Consider the following 23,668-nt stretch of genomic DNA (forward strand, 5'->3'; position numbering starts at 1 on the left):
CGTTTCACTTCTCATCGCATCTGAAAAAGCAAAAGGCCGGCGCACTCGCCGGCCTTTCTTGTTTGCCTTGTTCGTTGATCAGCCGCCGATATTGAAGGCTGAGAAGGCCGCCATATTGACGATCTCGCTGTCCTTGGCGCTCATCGAAATGAACTGCACCGGCTTGTCGAGACCAACGATGAGAGGACCGATGACCGTTCCACCGCCCAGCTCTTGCAGCATTTTGGTGCTGATCGAGGCCGAGTGGAACGCCGGCATGACCAGCACATTGGCTGTGTCGGTCAACCGGCAGAACGGATAGGCGCGCATCAATTCAGGATTAAGCGCCACATCGGCGGCCATTTCGCCATCATACTCGAAATCAAGCCGCATGCCGTCGAGGATTTTCACCGCTTCCTGCACGCGGGCCGAACGTTCCCCCGGCGGATGGCCGAAGGTGGCGAAAGCGAGCAACGCGACACGCGGCTCGAAGCCGAGACGCCGGGCAACGCCGGCCGCTTCGATGGCGATCTGCGCGATCTCCTCGGCGGTCGGCATTTCGGTGATCGCCGTGTCGGCGACAAGCACCGTGCGCTCGCGCGCCAGCACCAGCGAGCAGCCCATCAGCCGATGACCGGGCTTGGCATCGATGACGCGCAGCACTTCCTCGAGCGCGGTCGAGAAATTGCGCGTCATGCCGGTGACCATGGCATCCGCATCGCCCAGCGCCACCATGGTGGCGGCGAAATGGTTGCGGTCCTGATTGATCAGACGCATGCAATCGCGGAACAGATAGCCCTTGCGCTGCATGCGCTCGTAAAGGAATTCGGCATAGGCTTCATTGCGGTGCGACAGCGCCGCGTTGTGGATCTCGATCGACTTGTCGGAAAGATCGACGCCGATGCGCTCGGCTGCTTCCTTCACCCGATCCTCACGGCCCACAAGGATGGCCGTGCCCATTTCCTGCGCCACGAAGGACAGCGCGCCACGGATCACCTGTTCCTCCTCGCCCTCGGCGAAGACCACCCGCTTGGGGAAACGGCGAACGCGCTGGACGATGCGCTGCAACGCGCCCGCCACCGGATCGCGCCGGGCCGAGAGCTGGCTCTGGTAAGCCACCATGTCGGTAATCTGCTTACGCGCCACGCCGGTTTCCATCGCCGCCTTGGCGACCGCCGCCGGCACGACGCTGATGAGGCGCGGATCGAACGGCACGGGGATGATGTAATCGCGACCAAAGCGCGGGCGCGCGCCTTGATAGGCGGCGGCCACGTCGTCGGGCACGTCTTCCTGCGCCAGTTTGGCAAGCGCCAGGGTGGCGGCGATCTTCATTTCCATGTTGATCGTCGTCGCCCGCACGTCGAGCGCACCACGGAAAAGATAAGGAAAGCCGAGGACGTTGTTGACCTGGTTGGGATAGTCGGAGCGTCCGGTGGCGACGATGCAATCCTCGCGCACGGCATGGGCTTCCTCCGGCGTGATCTCCGGATCCGGGTTGGCCATGGCGAAAATAATCGGGTCCTTGGCCATCGAGCGGACCATGTCCGACGTCAGCGCGCCCTTGACCGACAGGCCGAAGAAAATATCGGCGTCGACCATGGCCTCTTCCAAGGTCCGGGCATTGGTGACGACCGCATGGGCCGACTTCCACTGGTTCATGCCCTCGGTGCGGCCGCGATAGACGACGCCCTTGGTGTCGCACAGGATGATGTTTTCCGGCGCGAAGCCGATGGCCTTGATCAGATCGAGGCAGGCGATGCCGGCAGCACCCGCGCCATTGCAGACGAGCCTGGTCTTCTTGATGTCACGGCCGGTGATCTGCATGGCATTGAGAATGCCGGCGGCGGCGATGATCGCGGTGCCGTGCTGATCGTCATGGAACACCGGAATGTCCATGAGCTCGCGCAGCTTCTCCTCGATGATGAAGCATTCCGGCGCCTTGATATCTTCAAGGTTGATGCCGCCGAAAGAGGGCCCGAGATAGCGCACCGCGTTGATGAACTGTTCCGGATCTTCCGTATCGACTTCAAGATCGATCGAATCAATGTCGGCGAACCGCTTGAACAGAACCGACTTACCTTCCATCACCGGCTTCGAGGCGAGCGCGCCAAGATTGCCGAGACCGAGAATGGCGGTGCCGTTGGTGATGACGGCGACCATGTTGCCGCGCGTCGTATAATCGAAGGCCGTCGCTGGATCATTGGCGATGGCGAGAACGGGAATGGCGACGCCCGGAGAATAGGCCAGCGACAGATCGCGCTGGGTCGCCATCGGTTTGGTCGGGACGATTTCGAGCTTGCCCGGCTTGCCTTGGGAGTGGAAATCCAGCGCTTCCTGCTCGGTGATTTTTGGCCGTTTGTGGGCTTGCGGTCGGTTGGCGGTATCGTCGGCCATGGGCTCGTTCCAAATCCCTTATTTTTCAAGTGTGAATGACCACCTTACGCCGACCCGGCAGGTATCCACAAGCATGCATGCATGCGGCGGTGCAACGCGGCTCAGGCTTTGCTAGCGTCGGTTAATGTCAGCCCCAGCAGCAACCCGATCCAGCGCCCGCGATGCCGAAACACGTGTTACGCCGATGATGGCGCAATATGTGGAGATCAAGGCCGCCAATCCCGATTGCCTGCTGTTCTACCGCATGGGCGATTTCTACGAATTGTTCTTCGCAGATGCGGAAATCGCTAGCCGTTCTCTCGGCATCGTATTGACCAAGCGCGGAAAACATCTGGGCGAAGACATACCGATGTGCGGCGTGCCGGTGGAGCGGGCAGACGATTATCTGCAACGCCTGATCGGCCTCGGCCATCGGGTCGCCGTCTGCGAGCAGACCGAGGATCCCGCCGAAGCGCGCAAGCGTGGCGGTAAATCCGTGGTGCAGCGCGGTGTCGTGCGCCTGGTCACGCCCGGCACGATCACCGAAGAACGGCTGCTGGAGCCGGGCCGAGCCAATGCTTTCCTGACCATCGCGCGGGTGCGCGTCTCCGACGAGAGCTGGAGCTATGGCCTGGCGGCCGTTGATATTTCGACCGGCGCCTTCATCCTCGGCGAGACCACCGACACAGGCTTAGCCGCTGAAATCGCCCGCATCGAACCCTCTGAAATCGTTGTCGGCGAAGCGATCTGGGATGACGAGCGCTTGCGCCGGATCATCGAGGATACGCGCATCGCCGTCGCCCCCGTCGGTCGCGACAGCAATGACACCTCGGCTGGCGGCTCGGCCGAACGGCGACTGACCGCCTGGTTTGGCGTCGCCACGCTCGACGGCTTTGGCACCCTCAGCCGTGCCGAAATCGCCGCCGCGTCCATGGCGCTGGTTTATGTCGAGCGCACGCAGATCGGCGCTAAGCCGGCCCTCGCCTTCCCCACGCGTTTCAAGCGTGGAACGACGATGGAAATCGACGCGGCGACGCGCGCCAATCTGGAATTGACGCGCACCCTGTCGGGCCATCGCGACGGATCGTTGATCGCCGCCATCGACATGACGGTGACGCCAGCCGGCGGCCGCCTGCTGGCGGAGCGGCTGGCCGGCCCTCTCACCGATCCCACAGCTATCGCGGAGCGGGCCGAGGCGGTCGCCTTCCTGCTGGCGCAAAGAGATTTGCGCGACAGCCTGCGGACGCAATTGCGCCAGGCGCCGGATTTCGCCCGCTCCTTTTCGCGTCTCGCGCTTGGGCGCGGTGGCCCACGCGACCTGGCCGCCTTGCGCGATGGCTTGAACGCGGCGGCCGCGGTCGCCGTACAATTGCATGACATCAGCGACCTGCCGGAGCATTTGCGCGCCGCCGCGCGCATTGGTAGCGAGATCGACCCCAGCATCGCGCAGGAATTGCAGCAGGCGCTGGCCGAAGACCTGCCGCTGAACAAGCGCGACGGTGGTTTCATCGCCAAAGGCTTTGAACCTGTGCTCGACGAGACACGGGCGCTGCGCGACGAAAGCCGCCGCGTCATCGCCAGCTTGCAGGCGCGCTATAGCGAGATAGCCGGCACCAAGCAGCTCAAGATCAAGCATAATAATTTCCTCGGCTTCTTCATCGAAGTGCAGCAGGCGCAGGGCGAGAAAATGCTGCGCCCGCCCTTCGACACGGAATTCATCCATCGCCAGACCATGGCCGATGCGATGCGCTTTTCGACGCGCGAACTGGGCGAGCTGGAAGCCAAGATCGCCTCGGCGGCCGATCGCGCTCTGGCGCTGGAACTCGATATTTTCGAGCGGCTGGCGCAGCGCATCCTGGAGGCCGGTGATCCTATTAAAGCTGCGGCGCAGGCCTTGGCGACGATCGATGTGGCGGCGGCGCTGGCCGAACTGGCCGAGAAGCACACGTGGTCGCGGCCGACGGTTGATGACAGCCTGGCTTTCGTCATCGAGGGCGCGCGCCATCCCGTCGTCGAGATCTCGCTGCGCCAACGCGGCGAAAGTTTCGTCGCCAATGATTGCACATTGGCGGAAGCGAAAGACAGCAACGGGCTGATCGCCATTGTGACCGGCCCGAACATGGCCGGTAAGTCGACCTATCTGCGCCAGAACGCCTTGATCGCCATTCTCGCGCAGATCGGCTCCTTCGTGCCGGCGCGATCGGCCCATATCGGCGTTGTCGACCGGCTGTTCTCGCGCGTTGGCGCGGCAGATGATCTGGCGCGCGGACGTTCGACCTTCATGGTCGAAATGGTCGAGACCGCCGCCATTCTCAACCAGGCGGGCGAACGCTCCTTCGTCATCCTCGATGAAATCGGCCGAGGCACCGCCACCTTCGATGGCCTGTCAATCGCCTGGGCCGCCGTTGAATTTTTGCATGCGCGCAATCGCTCGCGGACGCTATTCGCCACTCATTTCCACGAACTGACGCAGTTGACGAAGAAGCTGCCGCGTCTCGTCAATCTCACCATGCGCGTCACCGATTGGAACGGCGACGTGGTGTTTCTGCATGAAGTGGTGAAAGGCGCGGCCGACCGCTCCTATGGTATCCAGGTGGCGCGCCTCGCCGGCCTGCCGCAGGATGTTATCGACCGGGCGCAATCGATCCTGGCTGAGCTGGAAGCCGGTGAGCGCCGCGCCCCGGTGGAGCGGATGATCGACGATCTGCCGCTGTTTGCCATCGCCAAGCCCGCGCCACCACCGCCCATGCAACCGAAGGCGGATGAGTTGCGCGCCACCCTCGACGCGCTCAATCCCGACAATCTGAGCCCGCGCGAGGCCCTTGATGCGCTTTATGCCTTGAAGAAGCAGCGCACCACCGAGGACAAGTAGCGGTTAAGCATCTTCTCACCTTACCCGACGCTGCGGCACGGTATTAACCGCCGCCGTGCGCCGTCGTGATAGAACCGTGGGCATCATTGGCCCGCGCATCTGATCATGTTCAACGAACCCATCAAGCTCGCCGTCGTCTCAGCCGGTCTCGCCATCGCGGTGGCGACCTATCTGGCGTCGTCGCGCGATCCGGGCCACTCGCCGATCGCGGGATTGAGCGAACGTTTCTTCCCGAGCAGCACGCCTCATGCGGCCAAGCCGGAAGCGCCGGCCGCCAAACCGTCCGCCGCGCCCGCCTTTGGCTTTGGCCCGGTGCGCTTGCCCGCCGATCAAAGCGGTCATTATCTGGCGGTGGTCGAGATCGAAGGCCGTAGCCTGCGCATGTTGGTCGACACCGGCGCCACTTATGTCTCGCTGTCGAACCGGGACGCGGCCGCGCTGGGGCTGCGGCCGCTGCCGTCTGATTTCAAATACCGGGTGGTGACGGCGAACGGCGAGATCAGAGTCGCCCGGGCGCAGTTGCGTGAAGTGCGCCTCGGCAACATCCTGGTGCGCGATGTCGCCGCCGCGATCCTGCCGCCGGGCATCGAGACGGCCAGCCTGCTCGGCATGAGCTTTCTCAGCAAACTCAAAAGCTTCGAGGTGGCCGACGGGAGCATGGTGCTGAATCCTTAGAACAAACCGTTTCTGCCGAAACGCCATGGATTCTGCCATTAACCGCCCGTTCAGACTGAACCTTGCAGACAGAAGCGTGTTATCAACGTGTTACGTTGATTTCCGACGCTTGAGACGATTTCCTAGCCTTCCAGCCTGCGTAAAAGGACTCCCATGTATCCAAAGCCCTCGCCGAGCCTCACGCCCAATACCTATGCGTTCGAATCGAGCCCCATGGTCAAGGCGACCGGCTTTCGCGAATACGACGCACGCTGGCTTTTCGGCAAAGAAATCAATCTGATGGGCATCCAGGCCCTGGGCCTTGGCCTGGGCACTTTGCTGCATGAAATGGGCGTCAAACCGGAACTCGCCACCGGCCACGATTACCGCTCCTATTCGGCTTCGATCAAATATGCGCTGGTCACCGGCCTGATGGCAGCCGGCATCAAGGTGAAGGACATTGGCCTCGCTTTGTCGCCAATGGCCTATTTCGCCCAGTTCGAACTCGACTGCGCCGCCGTCGCCATGGTCACCGCTTCGCACAACGACAATGGCTGGACCGGCGTGAAAATGGGCGCGCAGCGCCCCGTCACCTTCGGGCCCGACGAAATGGGCCGCCTGCGCGACATCGTGCTGGAAGGCCGTTTTAAATATCGCGATGGCGGCAGCTATCAGTTCATCGAGAACTTTCCGGCCCGCTATCTCGCCGATCTCACCAACCGGCCGAAGCTGAAGCGCAAACTGAAAGTCGTCGCCGCCTGCGGCAATGGCACCGCCGGCGCCTTCGCGCCGCAGATGCTGGAGGCGCTCGGCTGCGAGGTCGTGCCGCTCGACACGGAACTCGACTACACGTTCCCGCGCTACAATCCCAATCCTGAAGACATGGAAATGCTGCATGCCATGGCGGCGAAAGTGCGCGAAGTCGGCGCCGATGTCGGCCTTGGCTTCGACGGCGATGGCGACCGCTGCGGCGTCGTCGACAACAATGGCGACGAAATCTTCGCCGACAAGATCGGCGTGATGCTGGCGCGCGATCTCGCCAAGTTGCACAAGAACCCGACCTTTGTCGTCGACGTGAAATCGACTGGCCTCTTCGCCACCGACCCGGTGCTGCGCGAACTTGGCGTCAAGGCCGACTATTGGAAGACTGGCCATTCCTATATCAAGCGCCGCGTCACCGACCTGAAGGCGCTGGCCGGCTTCGAGAAGTCAGGCCATTTCTTCTTCAATACGCCGATCGGCCGCGGCTATGACGATGGCCTGCTCACCGCCATCCATGTGCTCGACATGCTCGATCGCAACCCGACCAAGACCATGGCCGACCTCTATGGCGCACTGCCGAAGACCTGGGGCTCGCCGACCATGTCGCCGCACTGCGACGATGAAGTGAAATACGGCATCGTCGAAAAAGTGACGGCGCATTTCACCGATATGCACAAGAAGGGCGAAAAGCTGCTGGGCCAAAAGATCACCGACGTGATCACGGTCAATGGCGTGCGCGTGATGGTGGAAGACGGCACCTGGGGCCTGGTGCGCGCGTCCTCGAACAAGCCGGAACTGGTGGTCGTGGTCGAAAGCCCGGCGGCGGAAGCCCATATGCGCGACATGTTCAAGGCGATCGACGGCGTGCTGCGTCAATACCCGGAAGTCGGCGAATATAATCAGACGATCTAAAACCCGTGATTGCGAACGAAGTGAAGCAATCCAGGAGTCAAAGTGTAGCGCCATAGGTGTCAAATGCCCCTGTGACACAGGAATATTTGACGTTTTTGCGCACGCCCCTGGATTGCCGCGTCGCTGCGCTCCTCGCAATAACGGATAAGGCGAGGATGGCAAAGCCGTCCTCGCTCTTTTCTTTTGAGCTTACTTACCGGCGAAGCTCGCCGCTGTCGGACAGGTGCGGTCGTTATAGGGCACCAGCCATTCGGCATGGTTGGCCTTGGTGATGATCGCGCCGGGAATGAGGATCTGCTTCGGCACGCTCTCACCACGGATGGATTTCAGCGCGATCTCAGTGGCGACGCAGCCGATCTTGAAGCCGTTGAATTCGGCGATCGCCAACAGGCTGCCATTCTTCACCGCCTCGACCGCCTCCGGCACGCCGTTGATCGAGACAACCGCGACCTTGTCGCGGCCGGCGGACTTTAGGGCTTCCGCCGCACCGAGCGCCGAAGCATCGGCTGCCGCGATGACCCCATCGATGCTGCTGAACTGCTGCATCAGATTTTCCATCACCTGCTGGCCGAGCAAGCGCTGGAAATTGGCCGGCTGCGACGCCAGCAGTTTGATGTTGGGATATTCCTTCAGCGCCGCGTCGAAGCCGCGCTTGCGTTCGTCGCCGGTGTTGGAGCCGCGAATGCCCTCCAAGATCACCACATTGCCCTTGCCGCCGAGATGGTCGAACAGCGCCTTGGCGATGTCGTGGCCGAGCTTGAAATCATCCTGGCCAACGAAAGCGGCATAGGGTGCGTCGCCCGCCCTGTCATTGTAATTGACGATCGGCGTACCGGCCTCGATCAATCGCTTGATCGTCGGCAATTGCGCCTTCGGATCGATCGGCATGAACAGGATGATGTTGGGCTTGGTGACGCCGACGTCTTCAAGCTGCGCCATGCCTTCAGTGATATTGTTCGGCTTGGTCGGCATGTAATGACGGACCTTGGCGTCCATTTTCTTAGCCATCTGATCGACCCCGGCGCGCACGCCATCGAAATGCGGATCAACCTGGTTCTTGGTGAAGGCGGCCACCACTTCGCCGGCGGCGAAAGCCGCCTGCGTTCCTATCAACGGCACGGCAATCGCGGAGGCCGCGATGATTGACGTCACGATGCGCTTGCTCAACATGCTCACACCCCTTCCGTTACTGCACAGTCCCCGCCTTGGAGAGGCGGTCGAATTCACTTTCGTCCGCCGCGATTAAGCGCGGCGTCGGCGAGCAGCGCCAACAACAGGGTGACGCCGGTGACGACCGGATGCCATGCCGCGTCAACGTTCAGCGCATTGAGCGCTTTGACGATCAAGGTCAGGATCAACGCGCCAAGGAAGGTGCCGACGATGGTGCCGCGACCGCCAAACAGCGACGTGCCGCCAACCAGAACCGCCGCAATGGCCGGCAGCAACAAAGGCTCGCCGATGCCAGGCTCGGCGGCGTTGAGGCGCGCGATATAGACAAGCGCCGCCAAGCCGGCCATGGCGCCGCTGAGCGCATAGAGCAAGGTGCGGCGACGCCCCACCGGAATGCCTGAGAGCACCGCCGCTGTCTCGTTAGCGCCCATGAAATAGACCTCGCGGCCCAAGGTGCTGCGCGCCAGGAAGATCAGCCCACAGAGCCCGACCACGAGCGCGATCCAGATCGGCACCGGCACGCCGAGAAAGAAGCCGATGCCAAGGGTGCGGAAGCCCGGTGGAAAACCATAGATCGTCTGGCCGGCCATGAAGCGATAGGCCAGGCCTTGCGCCACCCACAGCATGCCGAAGGTCGCCAGAAAAGCCGGCAGCTTGAGCCTGTTGATCAGCACGCCATTGGTGAGACCGACCAGGGTGCCGCAAGCCAGCGCCACGGCTGCGCCCGCCATCGGCTGCCCCGTGCTCTTGATGGTCGCCGCCGCCAGGCAGGCGCAGAGGGTGAGATTGGCGCCGATCGACAGGTCGAGCCCGCCGCCAATGATCACCAGGGTCAGACCCGCTGCGATGAGGAACAACAGGCTCGCTTGGCGCAGCATGTTGAGGAGATTGTCGGCGGTGGCGAAGCCTTCGCTGACGAAGGTGAGAAACAGGCAGATGACGGCGATCAGCCCGAGCCGGATCAAAAGGCCGATCGTATCTGGATTAAGGGAGCGCCGCGTGAGCGTGGGCGCGGAAATGTTCATTGCCGTCATCCCGCCGCTCCCGCCGATGTACCTTTGCGGCCACGATCGATCAGCAGAGCGACGATCAGCATCAGGCCGACGCAGAGAACCTGCAGGGATGGCTCGACCGACAAGATATTGAGGCCATTGCGCAGCACCGTGATGGCGAGCACGCCGAGCACGGTGCCGAGCAGCCAGCCCTGGCCTTTCTCAAACGACGTACCGCCAAGAACGACGGCGGCGATCGCCTCGAATTCCATGCCGACCGCCACCGACGGGTGAGCCGAATTCGTGCGCCCCAACAGCAGCAGAGCCGACAGCGCGACCGACAGGCTGCATAGGACATAAACCATCATATGGACGAGATCGGCCCGGATGCCGGCAAGATGCAGCGCTTCCTTATTGCCGCCGATGGCAAAGATGTAATTGCCGAAGCGGGTGCGATAAAGCACGAGCCACAGCAGGCCGCAGAACAGCGCTGCGGCGATCACCGGGGTTGGCAGACCGAGAACCGTCGAGCGGTAGAAAGTCTCCAAAGCTGGCGTGAAACCGCCGATGGGATCGCCGTGGCTGATCGCCAGCGCCAGTCCTTCGCTGATGCCTAAGGTACCCAAGGTGACGACAAAAGCTGGCAGCGACAGATAGCTGACGAGATAGCCGTTGATCAGGCCAATGATGAGACCGACCGCGAGCGCGGCGCCCACAGCAACGATGAGCCCCCAGCCCGCCACCAGCAGCGCCGCGATGACCACACCACACAGACCCAGCAGCGCGCCTACCGACAGATCGAGGCCGGCGGTGAGAATGACCAGGGTCATCGGCAGGGCCAGCATTAGGAGAAGCGACGCCTGCAAGCCGAGATTGGCGAGATTGTCGCCCGACAGAAAGCGCGGATTGCCGAAGGTGAACAGCGCCACCATGGCGACGAGGATGAAAGCGACGCCGGGAATCCTACGCCAGACTCCATCGTGGCTCACCGAGCCAGGGGCTGCGACATGATCGGTCATGGATGCACCGCCAGGTCGAGAATGGCCTTTTCCGATAGGTTGCCGTGATCGAGATGACCGACGATGGCGTAATCGCGCATCACATAGGCGCGGTCGCAGAGATGCACGAGTTCGGGAAATTCGGAGCTGATCACCAGGACGGCGGCGCCCTCTTTCGCCAGGCCATCGATCAGCCGATAGATTTCAGCCTTGGCGCCGACATCGACGCCGCGCGTCGGTTCATCGAGCAGGAACAGGCGGGCACCCGCCGCCAGCCATTTGCCGAGCACGATCTTCTGCTGGTTGCCACCGCTGAGATCATGCACCTGCTGTCCCGGCCCGCGCGTCGCGATGTTGAGGCGGGCGATGAGATCGTCGCAGACCTGACGGGCGGTTGCCGGAATAAAGCGGAAATAGCGGAACAAGCGCCAGAGCGCGGCGGCGATGGCGTTGTCGCCCACCGTCAAGGGGAGCGCCAGCCCCTGGCGCTTGCGGTCTTCCGGTAGCAGCGCGATGCCGGCGCGGATGCTGGCGTCCGGACGCAAGGTAAAGGGCCGGCCGTTCAGGCGCAGGCTACCGCTCGTAAGGGGATCGACGCCGAAGATCGCACGCACGACTTCGGTGCGGCCTGATCCGACAAGACCAGCGAGGCCGACAACTTCGCCCGCGTGCACATCAAGGCAAATATCCGCCAGTTTCACCGTGCGCATATTTTCGGCCGACAGCACGCAGGCTCCAGCCGCCACCGGCGCGCGGCGCGCCATTCCATCAAGGGAACGACCGATCATCAGGCGGACCAGCTCGTCCGTCGTCGCCTCGTCACGCCGGAAACTGCCGACCACGGCGCCGTCGCGCATCACCGTGATGCGATCGCCCAGCGCCATGATCTCCTTCATCCGATGCGAGATATAGACGATCGCCACGCCGCGCTGCTTGAGCCGCGCGATGACATCGAACAAGCGATCGGATTCGCGCTCCGAAATCGCCGCCGTCGGCTCATCCATCACCAGGATGCGGGCGTTCTGCGACAGAGCCTTGGCGATCTCGACCATCTGTTGATGGGCGACGCCAAGGTTATGGGCGAAGCCGTGTGTGTCATAGCTCAGACCCAGTTGCTGCAGGACCTGGCGCGCCGCCGCATGCATGGCTGACTTGTCGATGAAGCCGGCTTTTGAGAACGCTTGTTCGCGGCCTAGAAAAATATTCTGGGCGATATCGAGATAGGGAACGAGCGAGAATTCCTGAAAGATGACGGCAATGCCCAGCGCATTGGCATCGGCTGGACCACGGATCGCAACCGGACGCCCTTCGACCTCCATCGCGCCGCCATCGGCAAGATAGGCGCCGCATAGCACTTTGATGAGCGAGGATTTGCCGGCGCCGTTCTGGCCGAGAATGACATGGACTTCGCCGGCCCTGATCTCGAACGAGACGTTTTTCAACGCATCGACGCCGGGGAAAGATTTTTTGATATTGCTCAGCCGCAGCAGGGGCATCGCCTGACCGTCAGAGGCCGATGCGAGGCGCTGCGCCACGGTCATTTGCCGACGGGGAAGGCGGCGATCATATCGAGTTCGATGCGCGCGCCCTGGGTCGAAAGCTGATTGACGCAGACCGTCGTACTGGCTGGCGTCCAGTCGCCGAAATATTCCTTCAACACCGCGACCATGCCGTCCTGATCGCGAATATCGGTGAGATATTTCGTGACCTTGACGATGTCGGTCCACGTCAGCCCCTCATGTTCGAGAATCGACTTGATCGTTTCCATGGCCCGCCGCGTCTGATCCTCGATCGCGTTGGGATGAACATGCTCGGAAATATCGTGCGGATGTTTGTGATAGAGCGGCGATGGCGTGGCGCCCGAGATGAAGAGCAAGCCGCAGGGGCTCTCGATGCGCATGGCCGGCGCGTAAGGCATGTCGGGCTTGCGCTCGGGATGGGTTTGAATCTCTTTGAGAGCAGGATTTGACGGCGAAGCGGCATACGCAGGCTTGCGTGTCATCGATAGGCTCCCTGTTCGTGGCGCTCGCGATGGAGCGCTCCAGAACGTTGCGAACGAAGCTTGACGATCTCGCCCTGCCCCGATCGAACGCGTCCCCTCATATTTAACCTTGGTACAGAGCATCATCTCGATTTATCTTTGTGTCAAGATAAATGCCCGATGAAAATTTTCGCAGCGCCTGCCTCGCGAAGCGCCAGGAATAAGCTTATGAATAAGCCCATGACTGATACGAAGACTGAACCGAAGACCGAGACAAAGAACGCCTCTCAGGATTCCATCGATGAGATCATCGCCGGCTGGGAAGTCTGCCGCCCCGATCTCGACGCGCACCATCTGGAGACGGTCGGCCGGATCGTCCGCCTGTCGCTGTTGATGCGCGACCGGATCGAAAAAAGTCTGGCGCAGCATGGCCTGGCCTGGGACATGTTCGATCTGCTTCTGACGCTCTATCGCTGGGAAGGCGCCGGCGCCGAGGGTGTGCGCCCGACCGACCTTTATGCCGAGTGCCTGCTCTCGTCCGGCGGCATGACGGCACGTCTGCGCCGGGCCGAGGAAGACGGTTATATCTTACGCCGACGCGATCCGAGCGATGGCCGTGGCGCGCGGATCACGCTGACGGCCAAGGGCCGCAACATGGTGAAGAAACTCGTCCCCGGCCATTTCGCCGCTTCCCACGGGCTCGTCAGCGCCTTGAATAACAGCGACAAGGACAAACTCGCCGATCTCCTGCAGCGCCTCATGATCTCGCTTGAAAGTCCGCGTGAGGATTAGTCGAAGCGGGAACCGACCTTCCCGTTTCTGCCCTGCTTGGTGCAAAAGCACCTATCCGATCAGCGCATAACCGCCCTGCCTCGGAATCCGTTCGGCACGACGTTGCAGCCTGGCATCTTCTGCTGCATCCTCCGGACGCAGGCACGGCACCTCGGAGCAAATCGCGAGGCCCTGCCGCATATACGAGGGAGGGCCTTTGCGTTGAGCACGACTGTTTTGACTCTGCTGCAAGCCGCGCCGGACGCTTCAATCGCGCTGGCGGCGCCTGGACGTAGTCCTATGACTTTCGGCGCGCTGCGCGCCTTCATCAGGCAGATCCACCGTCAGCTGGCGGCCAAAGGCATCGGCCCTGGCGACCGTGTCGCCATCGTGCTCCCCAACGGCCCTGAAATGGCCTCGTCTTTCCTGGCGGTGGCTTCCGGCCTGTCGGCCGCGCCGCTCAATCCCGCCTATAAGCAAGCCGAGTATGAATTCTATCTATCCGACCTGACGCCAAAACTGGTGCTCGTCGAGCCGGGCTCGGACAATCCAGTGCGGGCGGCAGCAGCAAAACTGAACATTCCCGTCGCCGAACTGCAGATCGCCGCGGACGCGCCGGCCGGCGCCTTCACTCTGTGGCCGGAAGAGGCCGACAGCACGCCGCCGGCGCCCCACCATGAAGCGCTCGTCCTGCACACGTCGGGCACCACGTCGCGCCCCAAGGTCGTGCCCCTGTCGCAGACCAATCTATTCGCTTCCGCCAATAATATCGCGGCGACGCTGCGGCTTTCCCAGCAGGATCACTGCCTCAATGTCATGCCGCTGTTCCACATCCACGGGCTGATGGCCGTGGTGCTGGCCTCCATGACGGCTGGCGCGTCGGTGTGCTGCACGCCAGGCTTCAATGCGCTGCGCTTCTTTGGCTGGGCGACCGAAGAGAAGCCGACCTGGTATTCGGCGGTGCCGACCATGCATCAGGCCATCCTGCAGCGGGCCGGGCGCAATGCCGATGCGGTGGCGTCGATGGGCCTGCGCTTCGTGCGCTCGTCCTCGGCTTCGCTGCCGCCATCGGTGTTCAAGGAATTGCAGGAAACCTTCCGCTGCCCGGTGATCGAAGCCTATGGCATGACGGAAGCCGCGCATCAGATGGCCTCCAATCCGCTGCCGCCGGGCGAACAGAAGCCAGGCTTCGTCGGCATGGCGGCGGGGCCGGAGATCTGCATTCTTGATCTGGGCGGCGCCAGCATGCCCGCCGGCAGCGAAGGCGAGGTCTGCATTCGCGGCGCCAATGTCACTCTCGGCTACGAGAACAATCCCGCCGCCAATGCATCGGGCTTTACCAACGGCTGGTTCCGCACCGGCGACCAGGGCTATCTCGACGACGGCGGCTATCTGAAGATCACCGGCCGCATCAAGGAGATCATCAACCGGGGCGGCGAAAAGGTGTCGCCGCTGGAGGTGGATGACGTGCTGCTGGAACATCCAGCCGTGGGCCAATGCGTCACCTTCGGCATGCCGCACAAGGCGCTGGGCGAAGAAGTGGCCGCCGCCATCGTGTTGGCGGAGGGCGCCACCCTGACAGCCTCTGAATTGCAGGCCTTTGCCTCGCAAACGCTCGCGCCCTACAAGGTGCCGAAGAAAATCGTGATCCTCGACGAAGTGCCGAAAGGCGCCACCGGCAAGGTGCAGCGCATCGGCCTGGCCAAATTGCTTGGCCTGGGAGAAGCCTGACATGGTCAAAGTCTGTGTGTTCGGGGCCGGCGCCATTGGCGGCTATATGGCGGCGGCCCTCGCTGAGGCCGGCGCCGACATATCGCTCGTCGCGCGCGGCCCGCATCTGGCGGCGATCAAAGCCTCCGGCCTGAAACTGCGCAAGGACGGAACGGAGAAGACCTATCGCATCAAGGCGAGCGACGATCCCCGTGATCTGGGCGAACAGGATTATGTCATCACCGGCCTGAAGGCCCATGCGGTGCCGCCGATCGTCGAGCGTTTCGCGCCTCTGCTTGGCGCCAGGACGGCCATCGTCCCAGCCGTCAATGGCCTGCCCTGGTGGTATTTCCACGGCATCAAGACCGGCACGGCGCTCGACGGCACCTGGCTCGAAAGTGTCGACCCTGGCGGCGCGCAATGGAAATTCTTCGGGCCAGAGCGCGCCATCGGCTGTGTCGTCTACCCCGCTTGCGACGTGCCTGAACCGGGCGTCATCCATCATGCGAGCGGCGACCGCTTCACCCTGGGTGAACCGGATGGGTCCGACAGCGAGCGTCTGCGCGTGTTGTCGGAACTGCTCATCGCCGGCGGCCTGCGCGCGCCGCGCAAAGCGCGCCTGCGCGACGAGATCTGGATCAAGCTGTGGGGTAATTGTTCGTTCAATCCGGTCTCCGCGCTCACGGGCGCCAGCCTCGATGTGATCGGCGCCGACACGGCAAGCTATCGGCTGATCCATGCGATGATGGCCGAATGCAAGGCCGTGGGCGAAGCCATCGGCGCGCGCTTCTCCGTCAGCATCGAACAACGCATCAAGGGCGGCACCGATATCGTCGGCCACAAGCCCTCGACGCGCCACGATGTCGAACTCGGCCGCCCGATGGAGATCGATCCGCTGGTTTCTTCGGTGTTGGAACTGGCGCGCCGGCTGAACATCGCGACGCCAACGCTCGACTCCGTGGCGACGCTGGTGCGCCTGCAAGGCCAAGTGCTCAATCTTTACGAGCGCCGGCCAGCCCTTGAAGCCGCAATCCTGCCGCAGACCAGCGCACAGGAGGCCGCCGCCTAGATCGAGGCGCGAGCGTCAGATGCCGCCTACCCCTGCAATCGCGGCATCAGCCGCAGAGCATTCTCACGCTCGATGGCCCGCAGCTCGGTCTCGGAAAATAGTTCGAGCTTGCGCAGGCCTTGAACCTCCTCGGCGGCGGGACGATAGGGAAAATCGCCGCCGAGCAAAATCTGACTGGTCGGCACGAATTTGGTCAAGCCGGCCATTGTCGAGGGGTTGGTGGTCGCGACGACATCGTAATACTGCCGCTTGAATTCATAGAGCGCGCCGTTCGGCAGGTTCTCGCTGATCGTTTTAACCCGCGTGAAGAGCCGGTCCAGCCGCGCGGCGAACGTCGGCAACGATCCCCCGCCATGCGAGAAGATGAAGCGAATATCGGGGCACTTGGAAAAGACGCCGTTGACGGCCAGGCTTGCCGCGCAGCGGGTCGTGTCGGTCGGATATTCGATCAAGGCCGACGAAACGTTGGGAACGAGCGAATCGCAGCATGTGGGCGCCGTCGGGTGAAAATAGACAACCGCTTTGCGCCGATTCAATTCCTGAAAGACCGGAAAGAAAGCGTGGTCTCCTGGCCAGCGGTCGCCGTAGCTCGTCATCAGGCCGATGCCATCGAGCTTGAGAGTATCGAGCGCATATTCGATTTCGCGCAGACTGCCCTCGACGTCAGGCAGTGGAATGGCGGCGAACATGCCGAACCGACCCGGGAAATCGCGGACCAATCCCGCACCATAATCGTTGCACAAGCGGGCCAGACGGCGGCCCTGGGCGACGTCGCCGAAATAGACGCCGGGTGTCGAGATCGACACGACAGCCGTCGCCACACCCGCCTTGTCCATATCGTCAATGGAACGGCGCGGGGTCCAACCGTCGATCACGTCTGGATTGATCCCTTGTGACGCGTTCATCACACGTTCCCGTTCTTCGGCCAGAAAGGCCGGCGGCAGAATGTGATGATGGGTATCGATCCGGTAAGGCTTCTGCGCGTTCGACGCTGCTGTTGTTGCGGAGGTCGGCGCCCCCTGCGCATGAGAGCGACCGCATAGACAGGCCGTTGCCGCGAGCGCGCCGAAGTCGCGCAGAAAGCCGCGCCGATCGACATTCGATGGCGTGGAACTCATCTTGAACCTGTCAGCCGATGACATGAATGCCATGCGCACTCCTCCCAGGGTTCGCTCTTCGAGCCGGCAGCGAAGGCGTTGAGACCCGCCCTATTGCTCGCCTTTGACACCGGTCAATTTCACCAAGTTTTCCATGCGACGCATGTCAGCTGCGATCACTTCGCCAAAAGCCTGCGGCGTGGAAAATATGGGCGTCATGGCCTGCGCGGTTACGTATTTTTCGCGCATCGCCGGATCAGCGAAGATTTCCGCGACGTCTTTCGCGATTTTCTCCGGCAAGCCTGATGGAGATCCGCTTGTCAGAAACAGGCCGAACCACGTGACCCCTGGGTCGATCTCGCCGAATCCCGCTTCCGCGACAGTCATCACCTGCGGCAACTCGGGGAGGCGCTTGTCGGAAAGGACCGCGAGAGGCTTGATGCGTCCCGCCTGCATTTGCTGTTGCGCGCGCGAAACACCCACGAGAGTCAATTGCGCCTCGCCCGCCGCCGTTGCGCTGAAGGCCGGAACGATCCCCTTATAGGGCACCTGGGCGATATTGGTGCCGGCGACTTTGTTGAGCCCCTCGAAAAGCAGATGCGGGAGGCTGCCCGACCCATAAGACGCATAGACGAGTTTGCTTGATTCTTTGCGCGCCAGTTCGACCAATTCCTTCATCGAGTTGGCCGGCACGGCTTCGTGCGCCACAACCAGCTGCGGAACGCTGATGAGCTGGCTGATTGGTGTCAGATCGCGACGCGCGTCATACGGCAGATTCTCCAGAAGGAAGGGGTTGCTGGTGATGGTCTGTTCGTTGGTGAGAAGCAGCGTGTGCCCATCCGGTGCTGCTTTAGCGACTTGCGTTGCGCCCAATATCGTCGATGCGCCGGGTTTATTCTCGACGATGACAGGGTGCCCCCATTTCGGGGTTAAGCGTTCCGCGACGGCACGCGCGAAAATATCCAGTCCGCCGCCCGGCGCGGCAGGCACGATGATACGGACAATCTTTGTCGGATAGGTCTGCGCCACAGACAGGCTGGATGACAAGAGAACAACAAACGCGGAAAGGCATATTTTTCGCAGGATCATGGTCGTTCTCCCTCAGAAAGTCTTATGTGCGGCCCGCCCGCTCTCTCAGTTGTGTGATGCTGTCCTTGGCCTCGCGGACGATCTCGTCCTGGTCGAGCGCCGTGAATTGGCTTTTGCGACGCAGAATGCGTCCGTCAACAAGGACCGTATCGATATTGGCGGGCTGCGCTGAATAGACGAGCGCGAAATAGGGATCGATGACCGGCGCCATGTTGACGTCGTTGGTGCGCACGAGAATGAGATCGGCGCGCTTGCCCGGCGTCAGCGATCCGATTTTGTCGGCCAGGCCGAGATCGCGCGCGCCATCGATGGTTGCAAGCTGCAGCAGACGTTGTGGCGTCAGCGGCCTGGTCGTACCGAAGCGTTGCTTATGCGACCAGAGCAAGGCGCGCATGCAGGCAAAGAAGTCGGCATTGGCGGAGGCGGCCGAGGAGTCGACCGAGAGGCTCTGCTGGATGCCATCCTCTTCCAGTTCTTGAAACTGGATCTCGCCACGGGTCGCCTGGGCGTAGTGCATTTCGATCACGGGCGAGCAGGAGAAGCGCGTGCCCGTCGCCGCGACGCGCTTGCGCTCCTGCGGCGACAGGCCTTGCGGATGCACAAGTTGCACATCCGGTCCGAGCAGGCCGTTATCATCGAGGACGGAAACGACGCCGGGGCGCGCATGCATGGTGATCGGCAGATCAAGCGCGCGAATGGCCTCGTATTCGCCACGCAGAATGTCGACAGGGACAATGCCGCGCGGATTGGCAACCGGTGTGCGCACGGCCGCGCCGAGGGACAAAAGCCCATCTTCCTTCGACCAGTCGCGCGCCACGCGCGCGAGATCGCCCGTGTTCATCGCGTCCGTCAGCGCGAGGTCCTGCCCCCAGCCATAGGAGAAACGCGCCCGGATGCCGGCTGAACGCAAAGCCTGGATTTCCGCGTCGGCATGAGCCGGTGTGCGAATGTTGTGCGACCAATCGTGCACCGTGGTGATACCGGAGGCCAGAGCCTCGGCAACGCCCAGACGCACCGACCGCCTTGCATCCTCTGGCGTGCAATGAGGACCGAGCCGCAAGGTCACCGGGAAATAGCCTTCGGTCTTGTCGTCGGCGCGAATAAGAGCCCGCAGCGAGCTGTTCCACAGATGCCAATGGGTATCCACGAAGCCCGGCAGGGCGATCATGTCGCGACCGTCGATCCGCTCGGCCTCTGGCGCGTCGAGCGCCGCGCCGATCGCCAGGATTTTCCCATCGCGGATATGAATGTCGCCGATGGGCAGATCGGGAATGTCGGGGTCGAAGGTCAGAACATGCGCGCCATGGATGATATATTCGCCACGCGCCGGGAGCGGCGGGCTCCTGTCCTGCGCCGCGGCGCCGCCCGCGCGCTCAGCCGGCGCAAAAGCGACCGCCGACCACTGGCTATGGCAAAGGCAAAATCGCTGCAGCCGCAATCCGGTCATGGCTTCAATCCACGCCGGACGATCATGCCTGCCGTATCGTTCGTTCCGTCAAAGCCGATCGGGATGCTGAACGACCCCGCCACCATGCACGCGGCAGGTAACGCTCCACGACAGATCGCGCGCTCGGGCGTCATCGGGCAAAATGGGCATAGGAGGGATCGGCGCGACCGACATCGGCAGCGTGCACATATTCCGTCGCAGCCGAGAGCTGCGCCGCTGTCATGATCTGAATGGTCCGCAGATCACGGAGCGTGTGCCGATGGGTCAGTCCCCAGCGGCCGGCCTCGAAGCGCCAACGATCAAGATAACGCGAATGGGTTTCGCGTTCCTCGACATCGCCGTCCGCGCGCGAAACAATAAGATGAGCGGTGGCGGTCGTTTCGCTCACCGCCTCGTTACCCTTCACCTCGATCAGCACATTGCCGATCGTGTGACGGTTGTAGAGCATGCTGGTGTGCGCCTTCATCAACCAGTCAACAAACTCGACCCAGGTGCCGCTGAACATCCCCGTAAACTCAACGGTGGCTGACTTGTGCCCCAGAGAGAGAAGGATATCGCGATCCAACCGGTCGAGACCGCGCGGATAGGTGTGGATCAGTTTGTTGATCTCGCTTTCCGCCGGGAGCCGCGCGAGGACCGCATCGGTTGCTTCTGTCATGCCTCACTCCTCGCCTCGTCCACGGCCTATGCGCCCTCGGAATGCTGCAAAATTAGAGGCCCTCGATCCTTGGGTCTAATTCATTATTAGGAACGATTAATATTGTTTTCGAATAAGTGTAGCGGGCGATGGCGTGGTTTATTGACCGACCCGATCGGCGGCCTCTGGCTCTCTCGCCGGTCAGCTTGCAGGTTTAAGGCCCATGACAGATATGACGATGCTGGAATTGCTCACGCGTGCTGTGTTCATCGGCATCGTCGCGACTGCGACGTTTGATCTCTGGGCCGTTCTTCTGCGGCTGACACTGGGAACGCCGACGCCGGATTGGGCGCTTCTCGCGCGCTGGATCGCCCATCTCCGTACAGGCCGGATCGTCCACGACAATATCAAGCTGGCGCCGGCCAGCCCGCACGAACAGGTCGTCGGTTGGCTCGTGCACTACACTGTGGGCATGGTGTTCGCGGCGATCTTGCTTCTGCTCGCGGGAAGCAGCTGGGCGCGTGCCCCCACGCTTCTTCCCGCCTTGATCGCCGGCTTTGCGACAATCCCCTTCATCTGGTGTGTCCTGATGCCCGCCTTTGGGCATGGGTTCGCGGCATCCAAAAGTCCGATCGCCAATCGCATTCGCGCGATCAATATCGTCTCCCATGCCGTTCTTGGCGTCAGCTTTTATACGGGCGCGCGTTTGCTAAATGCACTTCTAACGGCCACCGGCGTGGCCTGATCGTCGGCCAGGACGGTCAGTGCTTGCATTCTGGATCGGCTGAGACCGCCGTTAGCGCGCCTTGGCGAGAGCGCGCGCGTGCTCTTTGAGCGTCTCGATAAACGCTTCCACCGCCGGGGACACAATCCGCCCCTTCGGCACCGCGACGGATACGATGTGAACGGCCTTCGGCCGGACAAGAGGCCTAATTTCCACATCAAAGGAACGCGCCAGCGAGATCGCCCATGACGGCCAGATGGCGACGCCGATCCCGGCATCGACCAAGCCCAGCATCGTCATCATGTTGCGCACTTCAAAGGACGGCTGAATGGAGATGCCGGCCAATGCAAACTGGCGATCGAGCCGTCGCCGCGCGGCGCTTTCCGCCCCCACCGCAATCCAGGGATAGTTCGGCAGATCGCTCCACCGCACTTCACTTTTCGCCGCGAGCGGATGTTTGCGCGGGCACAGCAACATCTGTTGCTCTTGAAAGACGGGCTCGCTCGTCAGCCCCTCGTCTCTCGTATCAAACACGCCGACGCCGCAATCGCACAAGGAATCGGCGACGCGCATCGAAACCTGTTCTGGCGGGAACTCCTCGAGAACGACATTGATCCCGGGATAAAGCTGCTGAAAGCGGGCAATGGCGCGCGGCAGCAACGCAGCGGCGGCCAGCGGGGACGCCGCGATACTGACACGCCCACGACGCCGCGCCGTCAGCTCGCGCGTGGCCTCCAGGCCTTGACCCAGAACCCCCAGAATGCGCTCGGCGAAAGGCAGGAACTCAAGTCCTGCTTCGGTGATCTCGACCCTGCGCGTGGTGCGATCGAGCAGGCGCGTCTCCAATTCGGCCTCAAGCTCACGGATGAGAACCGACAATGACGATTGGGTGGCGTTGAGTCGCTCGCTCGCCCGCGTGAAGCTCTTGAGCTTCGCCACCTCCAGAAACGCGCGAACCTGCTTCAACGTGATATTCATATTGAATGCCAGATAATAAGCTCAACTCATCATACTTACGTAATAATCGACGATGGAACAAGCGGCCGCGCATGGCCAATTGACATGATCGATTGGCACGATGGTCGACCGGAGGATCGAAAATCAATTTAGCAGTTGAGCTCTCGCGCTTCGCGGCGGGATGGCATCATCCAGCGCCGCGAAGACGCGTCCGAACAGAGCTCGAAAATAAAATCGCGTTTCCATAGAACCGCGATTTACATTAGGCGGCGACGCCGGTGCCAATCTGGCAGGCAACGCCCGTGCCGCCGAGGCCGCAATAGCCGCCCGGATTCTTGGCCAGATATTGCTGGTGATAGCCCTCGGCATAATAGAACGGGCCGGCATCGACGATCTCGGTGGTGATCGCGCCAAACCCGCGTCCGGCGAGCGCCTTGCCATAGGCTTCCTTGCTCGCTTCCGCCGCCGCGCGCTGCGACGGATCGGTCAGATAGATGCCGGAGCGGTATTGGGTGCCCACGTCATTGCCCTGGCGCATGCCCTGGGTCGGGTCATGGTCCTCCCAGAACGCCTTGAGCAGCCCCTCGTAGGAAATCTTCGTCGGATCGTAGGCGACCAGCACCACTTCATTGTGGCCGGTCATGCCGGAGCAGACTTCTTCATAGGTCGGGTTGGGCGTGGGACCGCCGATATAACCAACGGCGGTGGCGTAAACACCCTCGCCCAACTGCCAGAATTTGCGCTCGGCACCCCAGAAACAGCCCATGCCGAAAATCGCGGTCTTGATCCCCTCCGGCCACGGCGCCTTGATCGGGTGGCCGTTGACGAAATGGCTTGTCGCGGTGGGGAGCGGCGTCGGGCGGCCCGGCAGCGCCTCGTCCTTGGTGGGAATGCTGAGAGGTTTGCGGGAGAAGAACATCGGCGGCCTCCTATAATGTCCCAGCTTATATAGTTACGGCCGGCTGGAAAACCCGATCGCGGCGGCGCGACGGCGCGCCACCCAGAAGAACAGCAAGCCGAACAGGCTGAGCGCCAGCCAGGTCGGCATCAGAAAGAAGCCCAAAAGGAACGGATCCCAGACCAGCGGATGAATATTGCGCTCCACCGCCGGTTGCAGCAGCGGAAAGAGTGTCGGGAACAGTTTGAAACAGGTTTCGCCCAGCGGCGTCATCTTGAGCTGCGAGGCCGCGATCGACTGGGTGCCGTCGATGATGAGCATGGCGCAGCCGCCGGCCAGCAAGAGGACGCCGATCGTGCGCAGGAAGAAGCGAAACATGGCCGGACCCGCATCTAACCAACGGTTTTCATTGATTCCGTGCTTAACCATGCCGGGCGGGCTTGTCCATGCGGATAGATGCGACCGATGGCCTGACCTGCAGATGGCCTGAAATGAGGGGACCAGAGCGGGCCCTGGGAGCAAAAAAGCGGGTCCTGAGAGCCTGTTAAGGCGCCTTTCACCACCAGACTGCGTAAA

20 protein-coding genes are annotated in these 23,668 nt (G+C 62.2%); 7 read left to right on the forward strand and 13 right to left on the reverse strand.

The features are described 5' to 3' along the window. Positions 1-78: 78 nt before the first annotated feature. The gene (locus BLW50_RS18610; RefSeq protein WP_090705244.1) at positions 79-2,373 is read right to left on the reverse strand and encodes an NADP-dependent malic enzyme; all 2,295 of its coding nucleotides are present in this window, start codon (positions 2,371-2,373) and stop codon (positions 79-81) included. Positions 2,374-2,497: 124 nt separating this feature from the next. Here BLW50_RS18610 and mutS point away from each other — a divergent pair, with 124 nt between their 5' ends. The 3 genes from mutS to BLW50_RS18625 all read left to right on the forward strand — a co-directional run bounded on the left by mutS (position 2,498) and on the right by BLW50_RS18625 (position 7,552). Beyond that, a complete protein-coding gene (mutS, locus tag BLW50_RS18615) occupies positions 2,498-5,224 on the forward strand; it encodes a DNA mismatch repair protein MutS (RefSeq protein WP_244544313.1) in 2,727 nt (908 codons plus the stop codon). 105 nt (positions 5,225-5,329) lie between these two features. Next, the gene (locus BLW50_RS18620; protein WP_090705249.1) at positions 5,330-5,899 is read left to right on the forward strand and encodes a retropepsin-like aspartic protease family protein; all 570 of its coding nucleotides are present in this window, start codon (positions 5,330-5,332) and stop codon (positions 5,897-5,899) included. Between the two features lie 153 nt (positions 5,900-6,052). Further along, a complete protein-coding gene (locus BLW50_RS18625; protein WP_090705251.1) occupies positions 6,053-7,552 on the forward strand; it encodes a phosphomannomutase/phosphoglucomutase in 1,500 nt (499 codons plus the stop codon). Positions 7,553-7,741: 189 nt separating this feature from the next. Here the strand turns inward: BLW50_RS18625 and BLW50_RS18630 are convergent, their stop codons facing one another. Genes BLW50_RS18630 through BLW50_RS18650 form a run of 5 tightly spaced genes read right to left on the reverse strand, consistent with a single transcriptional unit; the run spans position 7,742 to position 12,714 of the window. Then, positions 7,742-8,722: a sugar ABC transporter substrate-binding protein gene (locus tag BLW50_RS18630; RefSeq protein ID WP_090709345.1), complete on the reverse strand. Its 981-nt coding sequence runs from the start codon at positions 8,720-8,722 to the stop codon at positions 7,742-7,744. Between the two features lie 53 nt (positions 8,723-8,775). Further along, complete coding sequence (locus BLW50_RS18635) at positions 8,776-9,747, reverse strand: ABC transporter permease (RefSeq protein ID WP_244544314.1); 972 nt, start codon at positions 9,745-9,747, stop codon at positions 8,776-8,778. Between the two features lie 5 nt (positions 9,748-9,752). Beyond that, positions 9,753-10,733: an ABC transporter permease gene (locus BLW50_RS18640; protein ID WP_090705256.1), complete on the reverse strand. Its 981-nt coding sequence runs from the start codon at positions 10,731-10,733 to the stop codon at positions 9,753-9,755. Further along, positions 10,730-12,253, reverse strand: coding sequence for a sugar ABC transporter ATP-binding protein (locus BLW50_RS18645; protein ID WP_090705258.1), 1,524 nt, complete (start codon positions 12,251-12,253; stop codon positions 10,730-10,732). Before BLW50_RS18645 ends, BLW50_RS18640 begins: the two co-directional genes overlap by 4 nt. Next, a complete protein-coding gene (locus BLW50_RS18650) occupies positions 12,250-12,714 on the reverse strand; it encodes a RidA family protein (protein WP_170850236.1) in 465 nt (154 codons plus the stop codon). The genes BLW50_RS18645 and BLW50_RS18650 overlap by 4 nt, the downstream gene beginning before the upstream one ends. 219 nt (positions 12,715-12,933) lie before the next feature. Here BLW50_RS18650 and BLW50_RS18655 point away from each other — a divergent pair, with 219 nt between their 5' ends. The 3 genes from BLW50_RS18655 to BLW50_RS18665 all read left to right on the forward strand — a co-directional run bounded on the left by BLW50_RS18655 (position 12,934) and on the right by BLW50_RS18665 (position 16,243). Continuing rightward, positions 12,934-13,485, forward strand: coding sequence for a MarR family winged helix-turn-helix transcriptional regulator (locus BLW50_RS18655; RefSeq protein WP_170850237.1), 552 nt, complete (start codon positions 12,934-12,936; stop codon positions 13,483-13,485). Positions 13,486-13,686: 201 nt separating this feature from the next. Then, complete coding sequence (locus BLW50_RS18660; RefSeq protein WP_244544315.1) at positions 13,687-15,195, forward strand: acyl--CoA ligase; 1,509 nt, start codon at positions 13,687-13,689, stop codon at positions 15,193-15,195. Between the two features lies 1 nt (position 15,196). Next, positions 15,197-16,243, forward strand: a complete 1,047-nt coding sequence (locus BLW50_RS18665; protein ID WP_090705268.1) for a 2-dehydropantoate 2-reductase — start codon at positions 15,197-15,199, stop codon at positions 16,241-16,243. Between the two features lie 26 nt (positions 16,244-16,269). Here the strand turns inward: BLW50_RS18665 and BLW50_RS18670 are convergent, their stop codons facing one another. From BLW50_RS18670 to BLW50_RS18685, 4 genes are all read right to left on the reverse strand, one after another. Continuing rightward, positions 16,270-17,394 (reverse strand): amidohydrolase family protein, encoded by a 1,125-nt coding sequence (locus tag BLW50_RS18670; protein WP_090705271.1) that lies wholly within the window; start codon positions 17,392-17,394, stop codon positions 16,270-16,272. Between the two features lie 57 nt (positions 17,395-17,451). Continuing rightward, positions 17,452-18,429 (reverse strand): Bug family tripartite tricarboxylate transporter substrate binding protein, encoded by a 978-nt coding sequence (locus BLW50_RS18675; protein WP_090705274.1) that lies wholly within the window; start codon positions 18,427-18,429, stop codon positions 17,452-17,454. Positions 18,430-18,451: 22 nt separating this feature from the next. Beyond that, complete coding sequence (locus BLW50_RS18680) at positions 18,452-19,876, reverse strand: amidohydrolase family protein (protein ID WP_090705276.1); 1,425 nt, start codon at positions 19,874-19,876, stop codon at positions 18,452-18,454. Positions 19,877-20,006: 130 nt separating this feature from the next. After that, positions 20,007-20,534 carry a nuclear transport factor 2 family protein gene (locus BLW50_RS18685; RefSeq protein WP_090705279.1) on the reverse strand — a complete coding sequence of 176 codons (528 nt, stop codon included), beginning with the start codon at positions 20,532-20,534 and terminating at the stop codon, positions 20,007-20,009. 202 nt (positions 20,535-20,736) lie between these two features. Between BLW50_RS18685 and BLW50_RS18690 the strand changes: the two genes are divergently transcribed. Beyond that, entirely contained in the window at positions 20,737-21,258 is a 522-nt protein-coding gene (locus BLW50_RS18690) for a DUF2938 family protein (protein WP_090705281.1), read from the forward strand. A 51-nt stretch (positions 21,259-21,309) separates the two neighbouring features. Here BLW50_RS18690 and BLW50_RS18695 read toward each other — a convergent pair whose 3' ends face one another. The 3 genes from BLW50_RS18695 to BLW50_RS18705 form a co-directional block, all read right to left on the reverse strand. Beyond that, a complete protein-coding gene (locus tag BLW50_RS18695; protein ID WP_090705283.1) occupies positions 21,310-22,215 on the reverse strand; it encodes a LysR family transcriptional regulator in 906 nt (301 codons plus the stop codon). Between the two features lie 241 nt (positions 22,216-22,456). Next, positions 22,457-23,113: a peptide-methionine (S)-S-oxide reductase MsrA gene (msrA, locus tag BLW50_RS18700; RefSeq protein WP_090705285.1), complete on the reverse strand. Its 657-nt coding sequence runs from the start codon at positions 23,111-23,113 to the stop codon at positions 22,457-22,459. A gap of 33 nt (positions 23,114-23,146) precedes the next feature. Further along, positions 23,147-23,470 (reverse strand): hypothetical protein, encoded by a 324-nt coding sequence (locus tag BLW50_RS18705; protein ID WP_090705287.1) that lies wholly within the window; start codon positions 23,468-23,470, stop codon positions 23,147-23,149. Positions 23,471-23,668: the final 198 nt, after the last annotated feature.

Origin of the sequence: Beijerinckia sp. 28-YEA-48 (assembly GCF_900104955.1) — a bacterium.
Lineage (GTDB): Bacteria > Pseudomonadota > Alphaproteobacteria > Rhizobiales > Beijerinckiaceae > Terripilifer.